Origin of the sequence: Halomonas rhizosphaerae (genome assembly GCF_030012485.1) — a bacterium.
GTDB classification, from domain to species: Bacteria; Pseudomonadota; Gammaproteobacteria; order Pseudomonadales; family Halomonadaceae; genus Halomonas; species Halomonas rhizosphaerae.
On record NZ_JASCQQ010000012.1, the window covers coordinates 337,222 to 354,780 of the forward strand.

The 17,559-nt window shown below is 66.7% G+C and carries 21 protein-coding genes and 1 tRNA gene; 11 read left to right on the top strand and 11 right to left on the bottom strand.

The window, feature by feature from the left end; genetic code table 11:
* The 8 genes from QLQ86_RS07245 to QLQ86_RS07280 all read left to right on the top strand — a co-directional run bounded on the left by QLQ86_RS07245 (position 1) and on the right by QLQ86_RS07280 (position 7,859).
* Entirely contained in the window at positions 1-603 is a 603-nt protein-coding gene (locus tag QLQ86_RS07245; protein WP_282816383.1) for a TorD/DmsD family molecular chaperone, read from the top strand.
* A gap of 82 nt (positions 604-685) precedes the next feature.
* Positions 686-889 carry a twin-arginine translocation signal domain-containing protein gene (locus tag QLQ86_RS07250; RefSeq protein ID WP_282735917.1) on the top strand — a complete coding sequence of 68 codons (204 nt, stop codon included), beginning with the start codon at positions 686-688 and terminating at the stop codon, positions 887-889.
* A 26-nt stretch (positions 890-915) separates the two neighbouring features.
* The gene (locus QLQ86_RS07255) at positions 916-3,771 is read left to right on the top strand and encodes a molybdopterin-dependent oxidoreductase (RefSeq protein WP_282816384.1); all 2,856 of its coding nucleotides are present in this window, start codon (positions 916-918) and stop codon (positions 3,769-3,771) included.
* A 10-nt stretch (positions 3,772-3,781) separates the two neighbouring features.
* A complete protein-coding gene (gene fdh3B, locus QLQ86_RS07260) occupies positions 3,782-4,396 on the top strand; it encodes a formate dehydrogenase FDH3 subunit beta (RefSeq protein ID WP_106231288.1) in 615 nt (204 codons plus the stop codon).
* A 12-nt stretch (positions 4,397-4,408) separates the two neighbouring features.
* Positions 4,409-5,467: a formate dehydrogenase subunit gamma gene (locus tag QLQ86_RS07265; RefSeq protein ID WP_282816385.1), complete on the top strand. Its 1,059-nt coding sequence runs from the start codon at positions 4,409-4,411 to the stop codon at positions 5,465-5,467.
* A gap of 94 nt (positions 5,468-5,561) precedes the next feature.
* Positions 5,562-5,885, top strand: a complete 324-nt coding sequence (locus tag QLQ86_RS07270; protein WP_282735914.1) for a DUF1244 domain-containing protein — start codon at positions 5,562-5,564, stop codon at positions 5,883-5,885.
* Positions 5,882-6,403 (top strand): molybdenum cofactor biosynthesis protein B, encoded by a 522-nt coding sequence (gene moaB, locus QLQ86_RS07275; protein WP_282816386.1) that lies wholly within the window; start codon positions 5,882-5,884, stop codon positions 6,401-6,403. Before QLQ86_RS07270 ends, moaB begins: the two co-directional genes overlap by 4 nt.
* Before the next feature lie 247 nt (positions 6,404-6,650).
* Positions 6,651-7,859 (top strand): molybdopterin molybdotransferase MoeA, encoded by a 1,209-nt coding sequence (locus QLQ86_RS07280; RefSeq protein WP_282816387.1) that lies wholly within the window; start codon positions 6,651-6,653, stop codon positions 7,857-7,859.
* Here the strand turns inward: QLQ86_RS07280 and QLQ86_RS07285 are convergent.
* The 7 genes from QLQ86_RS07285 to QLQ86_RS07315 form a co-directional block, all read right to left on the bottom strand.
* On the bottom strand, positions 7,846-8,433 hold the full coding sequence (locus QLQ86_RS07285; RefSeq protein WP_282816388.1) for an acyl carrier protein phosphodiesterase: 588 nt from the start codon (positions 8,431-8,433) through the stop codon (positions 7,846-7,848). The two genes, QLQ86_RS07280 and QLQ86_RS07285, sit on opposite strands and share 14 nt — an antisense overlap.
* Before the next feature lie 10 nt (positions 8,434-8,443).
* Complete coding sequence (locus QLQ86_RS07290) at positions 8,444-8,797, bottom strand: TusE/DsrC/DsvC family sulfur relay protein (protein WP_282816389.1); 354 nt, start codon at positions 8,795-8,797, stop codon at positions 8,444-8,446.
* Complete coding sequence (tusB, locus tag QLQ86_RS07295; protein WP_282816390.1) at positions 8,797-9,087, bottom strand: sulfurtransferase complex subunit TusB; 291 nt, start codon at positions 9,085-9,087, stop codon at positions 8,797-8,799. The genes QLQ86_RS07290 and tusB overlap by 1 nt, the downstream gene beginning before the upstream one ends.
* Before the next feature lie 21 nt (positions 9,088-9,108).
* Positions 9,109-9,483: a sulfurtransferase complex subunit TusC gene (gene tusC / locus QLQ86_RS07300; protein ID WP_282816391.1), complete on the bottom strand. Its 375-nt coding sequence runs from the start codon at positions 9,481-9,483 to the stop codon at positions 9,109-9,111.
* A 20-nt stretch (positions 9,484-9,503) separates the two neighbouring features.
* The gene (gene tusD, locus QLQ86_RS07305) at positions 9,504-9,896 is read right to left on the bottom strand and encodes a sulfurtransferase complex subunit TusD (protein ID WP_282735907.1); all 393 of its coding nucleotides are present in this window, start codon (positions 9,894-9,896) and stop codon (positions 9,504-9,506) included.
* 69 nt (positions 9,897-9,965) lie between these two features.
* Positions 9,966-10,634 (bottom strand): Bax inhibitor-1/YccA family protein, encoded by a 669-nt coding sequence (locus QLQ86_RS07310; protein WP_133634050.1) that lies wholly within the window; start codon positions 10,632-10,634, stop codon positions 9,966-9,968.
* A 79-nt stretch (positions 10,635-10,713) separates the two neighbouring features.
* The gene (locus tag QLQ86_RS07315; protein WP_282816392.1) at positions 10,714-11,184 is read right to left on the bottom strand and encodes an NUDIX hydrolase; all 471 of its coding nucleotides are present in this window, start codon (positions 11,182-11,184) and stop codon (positions 10,714-10,716) included.
* 124 nt (positions 11,185-11,308) lie between these two features.
* Here QLQ86_RS07315 and QLQ86_RS07320 point away from each other — a divergent pair.
* Positions 11,309-11,398: transfer RNA gene (locus QLQ86_RS07320), tRNA-Ser, on the top strand.
* A gap of 96 nt (positions 11,399-11,494) precedes the next feature.
* Here QLQ86_RS07320 and QLQ86_RS07325 read toward each other — a convergent pair.
* Positions 11,495-12,145, bottom strand: coding sequence for a metallophosphoesterase (locus tag QLQ86_RS07325; protein WP_282816393.1), 651 nt, complete (start codon positions 12,143-12,145; stop codon positions 11,495-11,497).
* An 89-nt stretch (positions 12,146-12,234) separates the two neighbouring features.
* Here QLQ86_RS07325 and QLQ86_RS07330 point away from each other — a divergent pair, with 89 nt between their 5' ends.
* Positions 12,235-12,789, top strand: coding sequence for a YaeQ family protein (locus tag QLQ86_RS07330; protein WP_282816394.1), 555 nt, complete (start codon positions 12,235-12,237; stop codon positions 12,787-12,789).
* 28 nt (positions 12,790-12,817) lie between these two features.
* Here the strand turns inward: QLQ86_RS07330 and QLQ86_RS07335 are convergent, their stop codons facing one another.
* Positions 12,818-14,524, bottom strand: a complete 1,707-nt coding sequence (locus tag QLQ86_RS07335) for a potassium/proton antiporter (protein WP_282816395.1) — start codon at positions 14,522-14,524, stop codon at positions 12,818-12,820.
* Positions 14,525-14,685: 161 nt separating this feature from the next.
* On the opposite strand from QLQ86_RS07335, the gene QLQ86_RS07340 reads away from it, so the two are divergent.
* Entirely contained in the window at positions 14,686-15,909 is a 1,224-nt protein-coding gene (locus QLQ86_RS07340) for an ABC transporter substrate-binding protein (protein WP_282816396.1), read from the top strand.
* On the opposite strand, the gene QLQ86_RS07345 is transcribed toward QLQ86_RS07340, so the two are convergent.
* Together QLQ86_RS07345 and QLQ86_RS07350 are read right to left on the bottom strand one after the other, a co-directional pair.
* A complete protein-coding gene (locus QLQ86_RS07345) occupies positions 15,906-16,685 on the bottom strand; it encodes an alpha/beta fold hydrolase (protein ID WP_282816397.1) in 780 nt (259 codons plus the stop codon). The two genes, QLQ86_RS07340 and QLQ86_RS07345, sit on opposite strands and share 4 nt — an antisense overlap.
* A gap of 22 nt (positions 16,686-16,707) precedes the next feature.
* The gene (locus QLQ86_RS07350) at positions 16,708-17,391 is read right to left on the bottom strand and encodes a 7-cyano-7-deazaguanine/7-aminomethyl-7-deazaguanine transporter (protein WP_282816398.1); all 684 of its coding nucleotides are present in this window, start codon (positions 17,389-17,391) and stop codon (positions 16,708-16,710) included.
* Positions 17,392-17,559 lie beyond the last annotated feature (168 nt).

Consider the following 17,559-nt stretch of genomic DNA (forward strand, 5'->3'; position numbering starts at 1 on the left):
ATGAACGAGTTGAACGAGCGCGACGCCCTGCGGGCCGATGTCTACCGGCTGCTGGCCCGGCTGCTGCGCGAGGCGCCCGATGCCTCGCTGCTCGAATGGCTGGCCGGGCTGGAGGTCGAGCAGGACGGCACCCTGCTCGCCGAGCGCTGGGCATCGCTGGTCGCCGCCGCGGGCGCGAGCACGGCCGATGACCTCGCGCGGGCCCACTTCCGCCACCTGATCGGGGTGGTGCAGGGCGACATCACGCCCTACGCCTCCTGGTACCGCAACGGCGAGCTGATGGACGCGGCGCTCGTCGCCCTGCGCCGCGATCTCAAGGCACTGGGCTTCCAGCGTGCCGAGCACAGTCGTGACCCGGAGGACCACCTGGCCGCCCTGTGCGAGGTGATGGCCATGCTGATCGAGGCCCGATCCGCGGCCGAGGCGCGCTTCTTCATGACGCACCTCGCCCCCTGGGCGTCGCACTGCCTGGCGGATCTCGGCCGGGTCGACACCCCCTTCCATGCGCACCTGGGCCAGCTCGGCCAGGCCTTCATCGAAGAGGAGTCCCGGCGACTCGAGGCCGAGTCGCTAGAGGATCCCGTCAGGATCGTCGAACCCTGACGCCTCACACCGGACCGTGATGCCACAACCATAACAGGGCCCGGCAAGGGCCGCAGACAGCATGAGTAGAGGAGACATCCCCATGCCCACCACACGCAACCCGCAGCGCCGGCGCTTCCTCAAGACGCTAGGCATCGGCACCGCCGCCGCCGGAGCCGCAGCAGCGGTCGGCCACGTCACCCTGGCCCAGGCCGACGCCAAGCCGGCGGCGAAGGAGGCCGAGCCCTCCCGCGAGTACCGGGAAACCCCCCACATCCGTGCCTTCTACGCCACCCTGCGTGACTGACGGCCCCGAGCCAGGAGAGCGATGCCATGCGTCTGACACCTAGATCCGATACCCCGAGGGCCGGCGGGCTGGGCATTTCCCGCCGCCAGTTCCTCAAGCGCAGCGGGGCCACCACCGGCGGGCTGGCCGCCGCGGGCTTCATGGGGGCCCCCATGATGCAGCGCACCGAGGCGGACGAGAAGACCGCCTGGTCCGATGCCCCGGTGGAGACCAGGCGGACCGTCTGCTCCCACTGCTCGGTGGGCTGCGGCGTCTACGCCGAGGTCCAGGAGGGCGTCTGGACCAGGCAGGAACCCGCCTTCGACCATCCGATCAACCGCGGCGCCCACTGTGCCAAGGGCGCCTCGCTGCGTCAGCACGGGCACTCGAGCCGGCGCCTCAAGTACCCCATGAAGCTGGTGGGCGGCGAGTGGCAGCGGCTGAGCTGGGAAGATGCCATCGAGGAGATCGGCAGCAAGGTGCTGGAGCTGACCGAGGCGAATGGCCCGGACAGCATCTACTGGCTGGGCTCGGCCAAGTTCAGCAATGAACAGGCCTACCTGATGCGCAAGTTCGCGGCCCTGGCCGGGACCAACAACACCGACCACCAGGCACGCATCTGCCACTCCACCACCGTGGCCGGGGTGGCCAACACCTGGGGCTACGGGGCGATGACCAACTCGCTCAACGACATCCAGAACAGCAAGTCGATCATGTTCATCGGCTCGAACCCCACCGAGGCGCACCCGGTGGCCATGCAGCACATCCTGCTGGCCAAGGAGCGCAGCCAGGCGCAGATCATCGTCGTCGATCCACGCTTCACCCGCACCGCGGCCAAGGCCGACAGCTACGTGCGGATTCGCCCCGGGTCCGACGTGGCCTTCATCTGGGGCCTGCTGTGGCACATCTTCGAGAACGGCTGGGAGGACCAGGAGTACATCGACCAGCGCGTCTACGCCATGGACGAGGTGCGCGACGAGGTGGCCCAGTTCCCGCCCGATGTGGTCGAGAACATCACCGGCGTCTCCGAGGAGGCGATGCTTGACACCGCCCGGCGCCTGGCCGAGAACCGTCCGGGTTGCGTGGTGTGGTGCATGGGCGGCACCCAGCACACCACCGGCAACAACAATACCCGTGCCTACTGCATCCTCGAGCTGGCACTGGGCAATATCGGCAAGTCAGGCGGCGGGGCGAACATCTTCCGTGGCCATGACAACGTCCAGGGCGCCACCGACCTGGGCCTGATGTCCCACTCCCTGCCCGGCTACTACGGCCTGGCCGAGGGCGCCTGGAAGCACTGGGCCCGCGTCTGGGACCTGGACTACGAATGGCTGAAGGGACGCTTCGACCAGGCCGAGTACGCCGACGGCCAGCCGATGAATTCCAGCGGCATCACCGTCTCGCGCTGGATCGACGGCGTGCTCGAGCAGGAAGAGGACATCTCCCAGCGGACCCGGCTCAAGGCGATGTTCTACTGGGGACACGCGGTCAACTCCCAGACCCGCGGTCCCGAGATGCAGAAGGCCATGCAGCAGCTCGAGATGATGGTCATCGTCGACCCCTACCCCACCGTGGCGGGGGTCATGCATGACCGCCAGGACGGCGTCTACCTGCTGCCGGCGGCTACCCAGTTCGAGACCTACGGCAGCGTCACCGCCACCAACCGCTCCATCCAGTGGCGTGACAAGGTGATCGAGCCGCTGTTCGAATCCAAGCCCGACCACGAGATCATGTATCTGCTGGCCAGGAAGCTGGGCTTCGGTGACGAGCTGGTCAAGAACTTCGAGATGAATGGCGACGAACCGCTCGTCGAGGACATCACCCGGGAGTTCAACGCCGGCATGTGGACCGTGGGCTATACCGGCCAGAGCCCGGAGCGACTCAAGGCCCACCAGCAGAACTGGCACACCTTCAGCTTCCGCGATTTGCGCGCCGAGGGCGGCCCCGCCGACGGCGACTACTACGGCCTGCCCTGGCCCTGCTGGGGCACCGCCGAGATGGGTCACCCCGGCACGCCGATCCTCTACGACACCAGCAAGAAGGTGTCCGAAGGCGGGCTGACCTTCCGTGCCCGCTTCGGCATCGAACGTGACGGCGAGAACATCCTCGCCGACGGTTCATTCAGCGAAGGCTCCGAGCTCGAGGATGGCTACCCCGAGTTCACCGATGCCATGCTCAAGGACCTCGGCTGGTGGGATGACCTGACCGAGGAGGAGAAGGCCGAGGCGGAGGGCAAGAACTGGAAGACCGACCTATCCGGCGGCATCCAGCGCGTGGCGATCGCCCACGAGTGCGCCCCCTTCGGCAACGCCAAGGCGCGCTGCAACGTCTGGACCTTCCCCGACCCCATCCCCAAGCACCGCGAGCCGCTCTATACCAGTCGCCGCGACCTGGTGGCCGACTACCCGACCTGGGACGACGTGGCCTCCCACTACCGCCTGCCCACCCTCTACAAGACCATCCAGGAGAAGGACGTCACCGGGGACTACCCGATCATCCTCACCTCCGGACGCCTGGTGGAGTACGAGGGCGGCGGCGAAGAGACCCGCTCCATGTCCTGGCTCGCCGAACTGCAGCAGGAGATGTTCGTCGAGATCAACCCGGCACTTGCCAACGACCTCGCCATCGCCGAGGGCGACATGGTGTGGGTCGAGGGTGCCGAGGGCGGCCGTGTCAGGGTCAAGGCGCTGGTCACCCCGCGGGTCGCGCGAGAGGTGGTGTTCATGCCCTTCCACTTTGGCGGCATGTTCCAGGGCGAGAGCCTGCACAACCGCTATCCGGAAGGCTCGGCACCCTATGTGCTCGGCGAGGCGGCCAACACCGCCACCACCTACGGCTATGACTCGGTGACCCAGATGCAGGAAACCAAGTGCACCCTGTGTCGCATCGAGAAGGCAAGCTGAGGAGAACACCATGGCCACTATGAAGTTCATGTGCGACGCGGAGCGCTGCATCGAGTGCAACGGCTGCGTCACCGCCTGCAAGAACGCCAACGAGGTGGAATGGGGAGTCCAGCGCCGTCGCGTGGTCACCCTCAACGATGGCGAGCCCAGCGAGGTCTCCATCTCGGTCGCCTGCATGCACTGCGACGATGCGCCCTGCATCGCCGTCTGCCCCACCGAGACCTTGTTTCAGCGCGATGACGGCATCGTGCTGCACGACAAGGACCTGTGCATCGGCTGCGGCTACTGCCTCTACGCCTGTCCCTTCGGCGCCCCGCAGTTCCCGAAGCAGAATGCCTTCGGCGAACGGGGCAAGATGGACAAGTGCACCTTCTGCGCCGGCGGGCCGGCGGAGACCAAGGAGGAGGAATACCAGAAGTACGGGGCCAACCGGATCGCCGAGGGCAAGCTCCCACTGTGTGCCGAGATGTGCTCGACCAAGGCACTGCTGGCCGGCGATGCCCAGGAGGTCGCCGATATCTTCCGCCAGCGGGTCGTCCAGCGGGGACACAAGGATGGCGGCTGGTCGGGCAACCCCAGGGCCGACGCCGATTCCCTGGCCTACGACGCCACCCAGCAGGGGTAAGGAGGTCATGTCATGAGTAAATCCACTCCCTGGCAGGCGCTGTGGCGACTGCCCCTGCTGGTGCTGGCCCTCGTGGCCAGCCTGGGGCTTGCGCAGGTCGCCCTTGCCCAGGCCGACCCCGATCGGGAGGCAGCCACGGCGGTCCCGGCCCTGGACGCCGATGCCTGGCGGCAGATCAAGAGCGGCGAGACCGGACCCAACTATCGGGACAGTCGCTTCGATTCCGACTACAACCTGATCAACGCCAGCGGCGAGACCTGGCGTCAGCTCCGTGAGCGCTGGGTCTCTCCCTTCGGAGTGATCGCGGTGGTGGGCATGATCGTGGTGATCGCCCTCTTCTACCTGGTGGTCGGCCGCAAGAAGCTCGACGAGCCGCGAACGGGGCGCAAGCTCTTGCGCTGGTCGCTGGTGGTCAGGTCCCTGCACTGGACGGTGGCGAGCCTGTTCATCCTGCTCGCCCTCACCGGGCTCAACCTGGCCTATGGCAAGGCCGTCTTCCGACCGATCTTCGGCGATGGCTTCTGGGCGGCGATGATGTCCGGGACCAAGCTGATCCACAACTACCTGGGCCCCCTGTTCGGCATCCTGCTGGTGATCCTGCTGCTGCGCCTGCTGGCCCACAACATTCCCCGCAAGCATGACCTGGACTGGTTCGCCAAAGGAGGCGGCCTGGTCGGCAAGGAGCATCCGGATGCGGGCTTCGCCAACGCCGGCGAGAAGGTGTGGTATTGGCTGCTCGCCACCGCCGGCATCGCGGTGATCGTCAGCGGCCTCGTGCTGGACTTTCCCAACTACGGGCAGGCCCGCGACACCATGCAGTGGGCCAACATCATCCATGCCGTGGGCGCCTTCGGCCTGACGGCGGTAGCCTTTGGCCACATCTACATCGGCACGCTCGGCACCGAGGGCTCCTTCGAGGGCATGGCCACCGGCTACGTGGACGAGACCTGGGCCAAGGAGCATCACAACCTCTGGTACGAGGAGGTCAAGGACCAGGCCATTCCCGAGGAGCAGCTGACGGCCGGCCGGGCACACCCGCAGGGCGACGAGCCGGCCCCCCGCTCCGGCTGAGCGTTGGCAGGGACCCGTCCATTGACACCGCCGACGGGCGGTGTCTTTTGTTAAGCTGGTGCGACAGACGACACGCCCCCCGGAGGAGCCCGCCATGCAGCATCTCGACGACGCCACCCGCACCGAACTCGAGGCGGCCGCCTTTCGCCGCCTGCTCCGCCACCTGGACGAGCACAAGGAGGTGCAGAACATCGACCTCATGATCCTTGCCGACTTCTGCCGCAACTGTCTCTCCAAGTGGCTGGTGGCCGCCGCCGACGAGCGCGGCACCGAGCTCGACTACGACAGCGCCCGGGACTACGTCTACGGCATGCCCTATGCGGAGTGGAAGGCCAGATACCAGCAGGACGCCACCCCCGAGCAGATGGCCGCCTTCGAGGCGCGCCAGGCCGCCAAGCAAGAGCAGCAGCAAGGATGAGCGAGCCGATGATTCCCCTCTCCATCGCGGTATTGACCATCTCCGATACCCGCAACGACGAGACCGACCGCAGCGGCCAGGCCCTGGTCGAGCGCCTCACCGCTGCCGGCCACGTCCTGCACGAGAAACGCATCGTGCCCGACGATGTCTACCGCATCCGTGCCGTGGTGGCCGGCTGGATCGCCGATCCTGAGACTCAGGTGATCCTGACCACCGGCGGCACCGGCTTCACGGGCCGGGACTCCACGCCCGAGGCGGTCTCGGTACTGCTCGACAAGCAGATCGAAGGATTCGGGGAGCTGTTCCGACACCTTTCCTGGCAGGAGATCGGCAGTTCCACCGTACAGAGCCGCTGTCTCGGCGGACTGGCCAACGCCACCGTGGTGTTCTGCCTGCCGGGTTCCACCGGTGCATGCCGCACCGCCTGGGAAGGCATCCTGGCCGAGCAGCTCGACAGCCGACACAAGCCATGTAACTTCGCGAATCTCGTCATCCCCGAACGAGGCCAGCATGTCTGAAAGGATCACCAAACGTCACAAGCCATGTCACTCTCTACACGTTCAGGCGAATCTCGTCATCCCCGAGCGAGGCCAACATGTTTGAGACCATTCGCAACCGACACACGCCATGCCACTCTCTACAAGTTCAGGCCAATCCCGTGATCCCCGAGCGAGGCCAACATGTTTGAGACCATTCGCAGACGACACACGCCATGCCACTCTCTACACGTTCAGGCTAATCCCGTGATCCTAGAGCGAGGCCTGCATGGCTGAGCTGCAATCGGTCGAGGCGGCACTGGCGGCGCTGCTTCGTGACGTGGCCATGACACCACCGGAACCCCTTCCCTGTGACGAGGCGGCGGGCCGCGTTCTTGCCGAGGCCATCGAGGCCCGGCTGGACGTGCCGGCCTTCGACAACAGCGCGATGGACGGCTATGCCCTCCACCACCGGGATGCCGGCAAGCGACTGGCCGTCTCCCAGCGTATCGCGGCGGGCTCGCCGGCCACGCCCCTGGCGCCCGGCACCTGCGCACGCATCTTCACCGGGGGCGAGATCCCTCCGGGAGCCGACTGCGTGGTGATGCAGGAACGCGTCGAGGTGGAGGCCGATCTGGCCGCGATACCGCCCGATATCCCGGCAGGCGACAATGTTCGCCGCCGCGGTCGTGATGTCGCGTCAGGCGATCTCCTGCTGCCTGCCGGCGAGCGGCTGGAGGCCGCGGCGCTGGGCCATCTGGCCGGCCAGGGCATCACCGACGTGGTGGTTCGCCGACGGCCGAGAGTCGCGCTGCTCTCCACCGGCGACGAGATCGTCGACCCGGGACAACCCCTTGCCGCGGGACAGATCTACAACTCCAACCGGGCGATGCTCAGGCGGCTTCTCGAACGCTTCGGCGCGGAACTGACGCGGGTCGCCTCGATTCCCGATGACCCCGTGGGAACCCGCGAGACGTTGCGCGCCGCCGCCCTGGAGGCCGACCTGGTGATCAGCACCGGGGGCGTCAGTGTCGGCGAGGAGGATCACGTCAAGGCTGCCCTGGCCTCACTGGGCCAGCTGGACCTGTGGCGACTGGCGATCCGCCCCGGCAAGCCCCTTGCCCTGGGCCGCCTGCCGGGGCGGGAAGGTCGAGAGGTTCGCTTCGTCGGTCTGCCCGGCAATCCCGTCTCCTGCTTCGTCGGGGCCTGGCTGTTCCTGCGTCCCCTGCTGGGTGCCCTGCAGGGGTGCCCGGCACTCGCACACCTGCCTTGCCTCCCGGCACGGGCGGAGTTCTCCACGCGAACCGGCCCGCGACGCCATTACATGCGCGTAGGACTCGAGTTCGGGAGAGACGGAATCGTGGCCCGGGCCTTCCGGGACCAGAACTCCGGTGTGCTGTCCTCCTGCATCAGCGCCGATGCGCTGGCGGTGATTCCGGCCGAGAGCCGGGTCGAGCAAGGTGATCCGGTCGACTGCCTGTGGCTCAGGGTCGACTGACCGGCCCATCTTGCGGGGCAACCTCCAGGGCATCGTTGACCGCGGGCCAGAGCGTCGCGAAGTCCCGGGCGAGTCGTTCGTAGTCTTCCTCCAGCCAGGGCACCAGTTCGGCCAGCCGGTTGGGCCCCGAAAGGCGTCGACCGATCCCCTCGATGGCACAGCATGTGAAGGCGAAATCGGCATAACGGTTGAGCCAGTCCTGCTCCACCAGGACCGGCATCATCGCCGCCAGCCGTGCCGGGGCGGGCCGCGTCGCCAGCACCCGATAGCAGCGATGGACCAGCCAGCGCCGCTCGTCGCTCTTGAGCGACCGTGCCGCGAAGTGGTCCCAGACCAGGTCCAGGGCGATGCCGGCATAGCGGCGCTGCCTGCGGGGCGATCGCTCAAGCACAGCCGAGACCACCGGATGGCCATCGACGAAGGCATCCACCCGTCGATGGTGGCGAATGCCGGCGGCCTGCTCGGCGCTCCAGGCCGAGAGGTCCGCGCCCTTGACCCCGTCGGCGATCAGGTTGCCATAGAGGAAGTCATCGGTGCCGCCCCGGGCGAGCCAGCCATGTGCAAGGAAGTTCACGGTCGGCGGCTCACAGGCAATGGGTGGGCTTGGGCAAGCCGGCGAGACGGGCGGCCACCTTGGCCGGACTGCCCGGGAAGAGGCGCATCAGGTGGATGGAACGTCCCTTCGCCGGCCCCAGCGCCTGCCCCACTGCCTTGACCAGAGGACGCATGGCGGGCGCCATCTCGTAGCGGACATAGAAGTCGCGCAGCACCTTGAGGATTTCCCAGTGCTCTGCCGTCAGCACGATGCCCTCCTCGCGGGCCAGGGCCTCGGCGACCTCCGGAGACCAGTCGTCCATGTCGACGAGATAGCCTTCCGGATCGAGAGCGTATCCTTTTTCATCAACAGATAGATAACGGTATATTTCTGTGGTTGCCATCAGTACCAGCTCACCGTCCGTTCGGCTTCCTCGGTCAGGTCCACGAAGCCGTCCACGTCGACCACCTGCACGCTGGCGTCGCAGTGCCCGAGCAACCCCCGGGACTCCAGATCCTCCTTCAGGGCAAACAGACGCCCCTCCAGCCCAGCGTAATAACGCACCAGTTGGGGGAGCGCCCCCTGGACGCCATCCTCGATCAACAGCAGACGATCCTCCGGCGCCATGCCAGCCAGGGCCTGCTGATAGACCCGGCTGGTCGCCGGGGAGCGGTTCACGACATGCAACAGCATTGGCGCACTCCTTGCGTCTGGCTAGAAGGTCAGCACCAGGCGATGCCCGGAGAGGACACGCGCCAGTGCCGAGGGCGACAAGCACTCTACCTCGAGCATCAACTCGTCGCTCGAGAGGCCGAGGCAGGACAGCCCCTGCTCGTCCACCAGCAGGGTATCGATATCATACATCTCCAGCATCTCCAGCGTCGCGGCCGTGCCCTTCTGCCCCAGGGGGCCCACCTGCTGACCCTGCATCAGGGCCGTCACTCCCTCCCCCATGAACAGCAGGGAGACGCGGCGCCCGAAGGCGGCGGCGACCAGGGCGGCATCAAGACCCTCCCTCAGCCAACTGCTGCCGTGGGGACCGTGTCGCAGGATGACCAGCAGATCACAGTCGTCATGGTGTTCTTGCATTGCGACTCCGTCGAACGCGCTCAAGGGCCGAAGGTGACCAGGCGGTCGCAGCGGGTGCCGAGATCGATCAGTTGGCCCAGCCCGGTCAGCTCGAAGGGGGCCTCCACGCTGATGCCGTCCTTGCCATGTCGGGCCGCTTCCCGTTCGTCCAGCAGGCCACGGCGCAACGCGGCGGCGATGCAGACCTGCAACGCTACCTGATGCTCGTTGGCCAGCGCCGCCCAGGCATCCACCAGGTGCGGTTCATCCTGAGGGGGCGCGGCCAGTCGGGCGGCATTGTGCACCCCATCATGGTAGAAGAACACTGCCTCGAGCCGGTGCCCTCGCGACACCAGGGCACGGGCGAAGCGCAGGGCGGAGTGGCTCGCCTGGTCACTGTAAGGGGTACCCATCAGCAGGATGGCATAGCGCATGGGGTCCTCCTGAAACAGCCTGGCCCCGCCGGAAGGCGGGGCCAGGAATCCGTGATGCGGCGGTGGCCGTCAGTCCTGACTCATGATCCCCAGGATGGAGAGCAGGCTGACGAACAGGTTGTAGATCGAGACGTAGAGGGTAATGGTGGCGAGGATGTAGTTGGTCTCGCCGCCCCGATGAACGATCTCGCTGGTCTGGTAGAGGATGGCGGCCGAGGCGAACAGCACGAAACCGGCCGAGACCATCAGCGACAACGCGGGGATCTGCAGGAAGATGCCCGCTACCATGGCGATGATCAGCACGATGGCACCGGCCATCAGGAAGTTCGCCAGGAAGCTGAAGTCCTTGCGCGTGATCAGCGCCACGGCCGAGAGGCCGACGAAGGTCACCCCGGTCATGCCCAGCGCGGTCATGATCAGCTGGGCACCATTGGGCAGGGTGAGGTAGGCGCTGAGGATCGGCCCCAGGGTGAAGCCCATGAAGCCGGTGAAGGCGAAGGTGGACAGCAGGCCGATCGCCGAGTTGGCGGTCTTGTGCACCAGGAACATCAGGCCGTAGGCACCGATGAAGAACACCAGGATGTTCATCCGCTCGATGCCCATGGCCATGGCGGCACCGGCCGTCGCGGCGGAGAACAGCAGGGTCATCGCCAGCAGGCCATAGGTATTGCGCAGGACCTTGCTGGTACCGACAGCCTGGGTCTGCTGCCGTGTCATCTGCGTGTCTTGGTAAGCCATGGATCCGAAGCTCCCTGTGTAGTTGGTCTAGGCACTTGACCTAGAATGCCGCCAGAAGGTTCCCGACGCAAGAGACTGGCTAGCCTGGCTTCAACGCGCTTTCTGCGGACATCGCCTCGGCCAGCACCCGTCGCGCCACGCGAGAGGCCGAATCACAGACCTCCCCGTCATCCTGTTCGAGTGCCTCGAGGTCCATCCAGCGCAGCTCGGTGGCATCGTCGGCTGCCGCCTCCACCCCACCCTGCCACTCAAGCTGCACCACCACGATGACAAAATGCATTCTCAGCAGACCCGCATCATCGTGGTCGAACAGGTCGATGGCCGTCAGTATGCGCCGGGGCGCCGCGAGCACACCGGTCTCCTCCAGTAGTTCCCTCGCCGCTGCCTGCTGGAGACTCTCGCCCGCCTCCACCTTGCCACCGGGTAGGGCCAGCATGCCCGCGCTGGGCGGGTTACGTCGTCGCACCATGAGGATGCGGTCACCCTTGATCACGGCGGCCGAGACAGCGGGGACCGGACGCACCCCGTCATTCGCGGTGGGGTCAAGCATGATGCTCTCCTGCAGTCACCGATCTCTCCATTGTGCCTCACCTCGTCATGAGAGGCCTAACATCTTGATCCCTAGGCGCTCTTGACCCGGCGGGGAAAGCTGGTAGTATACCCAACCGTGAGCCGGAGGGATGGCAGAGCGGTTGAATGCACCGGTCTTGAAAACCGGCGAAGGTGAGAGCCTTCCCAGGGTTCGAATCCCTGTCCCTCCGCCACTTCTTCTTTAGAATCAGGCGCCTAAGGGCGCCTTTTTCATGGGTGCGGCATCTTGACTGTCTTCCCGGGCAAGGCTTGCCATTGTCGTACCTCCCTCACCTCAGCAACTCGCGTGCATCGACCAGCGTCAAGCGGCCGGTACAGAAGGCCCCGGTATCGATGTAGTGGACGTTGCCCAGGGTCAGCGGCCGCTCCACGATGGTGTGGCCGACGACGACGGCGTCGACGTCCGCCACCGGCGTCTCGTCGCCCCGCTGAATACGGGAGCGCTCCCAGACCAGCGCTCGAGGGTCGGCCTCCTCGATTCGCGACCAGTCCGTCGGCGGTTCGGCGTGCACCATGCCGATGCGCTTTCCCTTGACCGTGACTTCGCGCGCAAGCGGCAGATGGCGAAGCGCCGCCTGCAGGACCCTCCGCGTCTCGCCCACCCCGCTCTCGACGACCCAACCACCGCCATTGATCATCCACAACGCCCAGGCGCTGCTGCCCTCGCCCTCTCGCAGCGCGTTGCTGGCCAATTCCTCATGATTGCCGCGCACGGCGTGAAACCACGGCATGAAGACGAGTTTCAGACAGTCGAGCGAATCGCCTCCCCGGTCGATGAGGTCGCCAACGCAGAACAGGCGATCCTCCGACTTGCTGAAGGCGACACTCTGCAAGACTTCCTGCAGCAGGCGGTACTGACCGTGAATGTCCCCCACGAAGAAATCGCGCCCCCTGATGTTCGCTTGGTGCCTGGTCAGCATGGTACGACCTCCTCATTAATCCCCCGACGCCGCCGACTATGTCATGATGGCAGGCCTTAATTTCCCCGACGGACGAGTGACTTGGTCAAATGGCGCTAAAGGCAACGATTCACAAGGTACAGCTGCAGATCGCCGACATGGACCGGCACTATTACGCGGATCATGCCCTGACCGTGGCTCGTCACCCCTCGGAAACCGACGAACGCATGATGGTGAGGCTGCTGGCCTTCGCCCTGAATGCCGACGAGGCACTGGCCTTCGGTCGTGGCGTGAGCACCACGGACGAACCCGACCTCTGGCGCCAGGACCTGACCGGCACCATCGACCAATGGATCCAGCTCGGGCAGCCCGACGAGAAGGCCATTCGCCGCGCCTGCGGCCGGGCCAGGCAGGTCATCATCTACACCTACAGCGGCAACGGTGCCGCCATCTGGTGGGAGCAGATCGCCGGCAAGCTCGCCACCCTCGACAACCTGACGGTCGTGGATATTGACCCGGCCTCGGTGCAGGCCCTGGCTGCGCTGGCGACAAAGGGCATGACGCTGAGTGCCATGATGCAGGATGGTGGCGTCTGGCTGACCAGCCCGGATAACTCGGTGGAGGTTCACCTCACCGTACGCAAGTCCTCGATGGCACAGCGTTGAACGCGCCCCACCGCTATTCCATGCCGGCTCAGTAGAGCCGCAGCCCCACCCGAGTAACCTTGTTGCCGTCCATCTCGCTGACCACCCAGTGTATACCGTGCCAGTCCACGTCATCGCCCACCACCGGATGACCGCCGACCCGCAGGGAGATGAACTCGGCGAGCGTCATGTCCTGCTCGCCGGGGCTCAGGGTCAGGCCATAGGCATCGGCGATATCACGCATCTGTGCCTCCCCGTCGAAGGTGAAGGTCCCGAAGAAGGCCCGCTCGCGCTTGAGCTTGGCATCCCCGTTGAACAGGCGATTGAGCGCCGGCAGGTCGTCCGTGCGACCGATCACGCAGATCACGTCACCCAGCCGAAGCCGGGTGCTGCCCTTGGGATGGAGCATGGCGTGCTCGCGGAACAGTGCCGAGATCAGCGCCCCGGAGGGAAAGCGCAACAGCCGGATCGGTACGTCCTCGAGGTCGCCGTTCTCGACCTCGTAGACGAACATCTCGTAGTCGTTCTCGGGCAGGATGCCCAGTGGCCCGCGACGGTTCGGGGTGACGCTGGGCGGCAGCTCGACCTTCATGCGCCGCGCCATCCACGGCAGGCTGCCGCCTTGAATCAGCAGTGACAGCAGCACCACCGCGAAGGCGACGTTGAAGTAGAGCGAGGCATTCTCCACCCCGCCGATGACCGGGAAGATCGCCAGCACGATGGGCACCGCCCCGCGCAGGCCCACCCAGGCTATGAAGCCGATCTCCCGCCAGCGGAACTTGAAGAAGGGCTTCACGGCGACCAGCACCGCCAGCGGCCTGGCGATGAAGATCAGCGCCAGGGCGACCAGCAACGCCGGCAGCGCGTAATCGAGCATCTCGCTCGGCGTGACCAGCAGCCCCAGCACCAGGAAGAGGCCGATCTGGGAGAGCCAGGCCAGGCCGTCATGCACCGGCAGGATGAAGTTGAGGTGGCGGCCGGGGCGATTGCCGATCATCAGGCCTGCCAGGTAGATGGCCAGGAAGCCACTGCCACCCAGCGCACTGGTCAGTCCGAAAACGCAGAAGCCAAGCCCCAGGGCCAGCAGCGAATAAAGGCCCGGGGCCAGGTCCAGCCAGCTCAGCAGGCGCGCACTCAGCCAGCCGATGCCCACGCCGATGACGATGCCCAGGCCGAACTGCTGCACGAAGAACAGCAGGGTCTCGCCCATCCCGCCGATCTCGCCGACCAGGACTTCCACCAGCATCAGCGTGAGGAAGATCGCCATGGGGTCGTTGGTCCCCGACTCGATCTCCAGCGTCGCGCCGACCCGCTCGTTGAGATTGACGCCCCGGCCACTGAGCATGGAGAACACCGCCGCGGCATCGGTGGACCCCACGATGGCCCCTACCAGCAGCCCCTGCACCAGGCTCAGGTCGAACAGCCACATGGCAAACACGCCCACCAGCGAGCTGGTGATGAAGACCCCCAGCGTGGCCAGGGAGAGCGCCGGTCGGAAGCCGACGCGGAAGGTCTTGAGGCGGGTGCGCAACCCGCCATCAAGGAGGATCATGGCGAGCGCCAGGTGGCCAATCAGAAACGCCAGTGAATAGTCGTCGAACTGGATACCCAGCAGCCCCTCCTCCCCGGCCAGCATGCCAAGACCCAGGAAGATCAGCAGCAGGGGGACCCCGGCCATCGAGGAGAGCCGGCTGGCGAGGATGCTCAGGGCCAGCAGGAAGCCGCTGAGCAGGAAGAGGCTGTTGATCGAATCCATGGCATCCTGCCTAGGCTGCGAGAAACCGGATTATCGCATGCAGCGCCGGGCACGGCGATTTCCGTTTGTGGCCATGTCTGGCCGCGGCCCGTGGGCAGCGGTTAAGCTTGCGCGGCACTGACGCAAGGCCGGGTAGCGCGCATGGCAGGAGTCCAGTACCGATGATCACATCCGTTTTTCGGCGGCCTCTCCGCTGGCGCCTGTTGCTGCCGGCAGCCGCCCTGCTGTCGACGCTACCTGCCGCGGCCGAGCCACCGGTCGCCGTCGTTGAGACTCAGGAGGGCTTCCCGCCACTGGGCACAGAGGTGATGGTGCCCGACCTTGAGGCCCTTGCCGACAAGGCGACAAGGGAGGCCGCCCAGGCCGCCGCCTGGGCACAGGTTCGCCGTCGCTACCGAGAGGCCCCGACCGGGCCCAGTGTCGACACGCCCTCGCGTCCCAGCATCCCCGCCATCGCCTTGCGCCCGGCGGAACCGATCGAGCCACCGCCGGCCACCTCGCTCAAGATCATGCTGGACGGCTATCCCAGCCCTCGCCATGCCGCCCTGTTCGTCGCCAGGGAGAGAGGCCTGTTTGCCAGCCGCGGACTGGAGGTGACCCTCGCGACACCGGCCGATCCGGACGTTCCCAGCAAGCTGCTGGCGGCGTCACGGATCGACCTGGCGGTGGCCCGCCAGCCACTGCTGCATCTCCAGGTAGATCGCGGCCTGCCGCTGGTCCGTGTCGCCAGCCTGATCGCCATGCCCTTGAGCGCCTTGGTAGTGCCCGAGGACGGGGCCATCGAGACCCCCGGTCAACTGGCCGGCTCGCGCATCGGCCATGCCGATGTCGACAGCCGTGACGTGCTGCTGGCTGCCCTGCTGCACGGCGCAGCGATCCGCGACGACGAGATCGAAACCGAGGCGCTGCACTTCCGGCTCGACGACGCCCTGCGCGAAGGGCGAGTGGATGGCGTTATCGGCGCCATGCGCCACCTGCTGCCGCGACAGCTCGCCGACGTGGGGCTGGCCACCCGCGTACTGCGCATCGAGGATCTGGGCATCCCGCTCCATGATGGCCTGGTGCTGCTCGCCAACCGCGACCACCTGGCACCGCAGCGGGATGCCATCCGCCGCCTGGTGGCGGCCATCGAGGAGGCCACGGCCTGGATCGCCAACCATCCGGACGAGGCCTGGTCATTGATAGCGAAAACGGAGCCGGCCCTGGACACCGCGGTCAATCGCGAGGCCTGGGAGATGGTCCGCTCGCGCCTTAACCTCAGCCCCGCAGCCCTGGATCAGGGCCGCTATCGCCGCTTCGAGGAGTACCTCTTCGAGGCCGGCCTGATCCGGGAGCGCCACCCGGCATCGCGACTGGCCATCGACCTGGGGGCGTCGCCCCGCTAGGCCTCCACGCGCTCGAGGAAGGCGTTGACCGCCGACTGGAAGGCCTTGGGCTGCTCGGCGTGCAGCCAGTGGCCCGCCTCCAGGGTCTCGATCTCGGCCCTCGGCAGCACCTCGCGCAGTGCCGGCAGCATCTCGTCGGTCACGTACCGCGAACGGGCACCGCGCAGCACCAGGGTCGGCCCCTCGAAGGCGCCCTCTCCCGCCGGCTCCCCCATGATCGTCTCGTAGTCGTCCTGGATCTCATCGAGGCCGATGCGCAGGCGCAGGATGCCCTCGTCGTCGCGCTCGAGGTTGGTGGCCAGGAAGAGGCGCACGGCGGACTCCTCGACATGCTCGGCGAGCAGCGCGTCGGCCTCGCGGCGATTGCTGGGCCGGCCCGCCTCGACGCGGCGCAGGGCGGCGAAGACGCTATCGTGGTCATGGCCGTAGGCGAGCGGCGCGATGTCGGCGACGATCAGCGAGGCCACGCGGGTCGGCGCCAGCCGAGCCAGGCTGATCACCACCTTGCCGCCCATGGAGTGTCCGAGCAGGTGGGCCCTGGCCACCCCGAGCCGGTCCAGCAGGGCGAGGAGGTCCTCGGCCATGGCGTGGTAGCCCATCCCATCGACATGGGGCGAACGACCATGGTTACGCAGGTCGACGGCAATCACCCGATGCCGGCGCTGCCACTGCTTGAGGTGGGAGCGCCAGTTGTCGGCGCTGCCGAGCAGGCCGTGGACGACCACCAGCGGGGTGGCGTCGCCCCCGGTGTCGATGTAATGGAGTTCGATGGGCATCTCAGTCTCCTCGGGTGGGGGGTCAGATTCGGGCCCGTGCCGCGTCAGGCATCAGGTCAGCGCTGCCCGTCACGGCCACCAGGCGGCGGCTGAGCCAGGCCAGCAGCACGCCGTAGAGAGGCAGGAAGAACGCCAGGCTGATACCGAGCTTGATCACGTAGTCGACCCAGGCGATCTCCGGCCAGTTGGCGGCCATGAAGGGGTCGGGGCTCTCGTGGAAGGCGATGGAGAAGAAGGCGAAGGTATCGGCCAGGTTGCCGAGCACCGTGGAGACCGCCGGGGCCACCCACCAGGCCTTGAGGGCGCGCAGGCGGTCGAAGACCTGCACGTCCAGCAACTGGCCTAGCACGTAGGCCATGAAGCTCGCCAGCGCGATCCGCGCGACGAAGAGGTTCCACTCGCCCAGCCCCTCGAGCCCCGCATAACCACCGCGCGGGAAGACGACCGAGACGACATAGGAGATCACCAGTGCCGGCAGCATGACCCTCAGCACGATGGCACGCGCCGGCTCCTTGCCGAACAGACGCACGGTGAGGTCGGTGGCCAGGAAGATGAAGGGGAAGCTGAAGGCGCCCCAGGTGGTATGGAACCCGAAAAGCGTGAAAGGCAGCTGGACCAGGTAGTTGCTGGCGGCGATGACCAGGATATGGAAGGCAACCAGCAGCGTCAGGCAGCGCCGGTACTGGGCATCGGAAAGCACGAACATCAACGGCATCCTTTTTTGGGGAGGGGTGAGGGAACCCTCGTGGAACGACAATCGCCCCGGGGCGGACAGGCCGGGCATTATACGGCCTGGCCCGGTGCCTGGCCATGGCTCGCCCTGCCGTGGAACGACGCCGCCGCCCTCCCGGGCGGCGGCGTCTTGCGGTCGAGA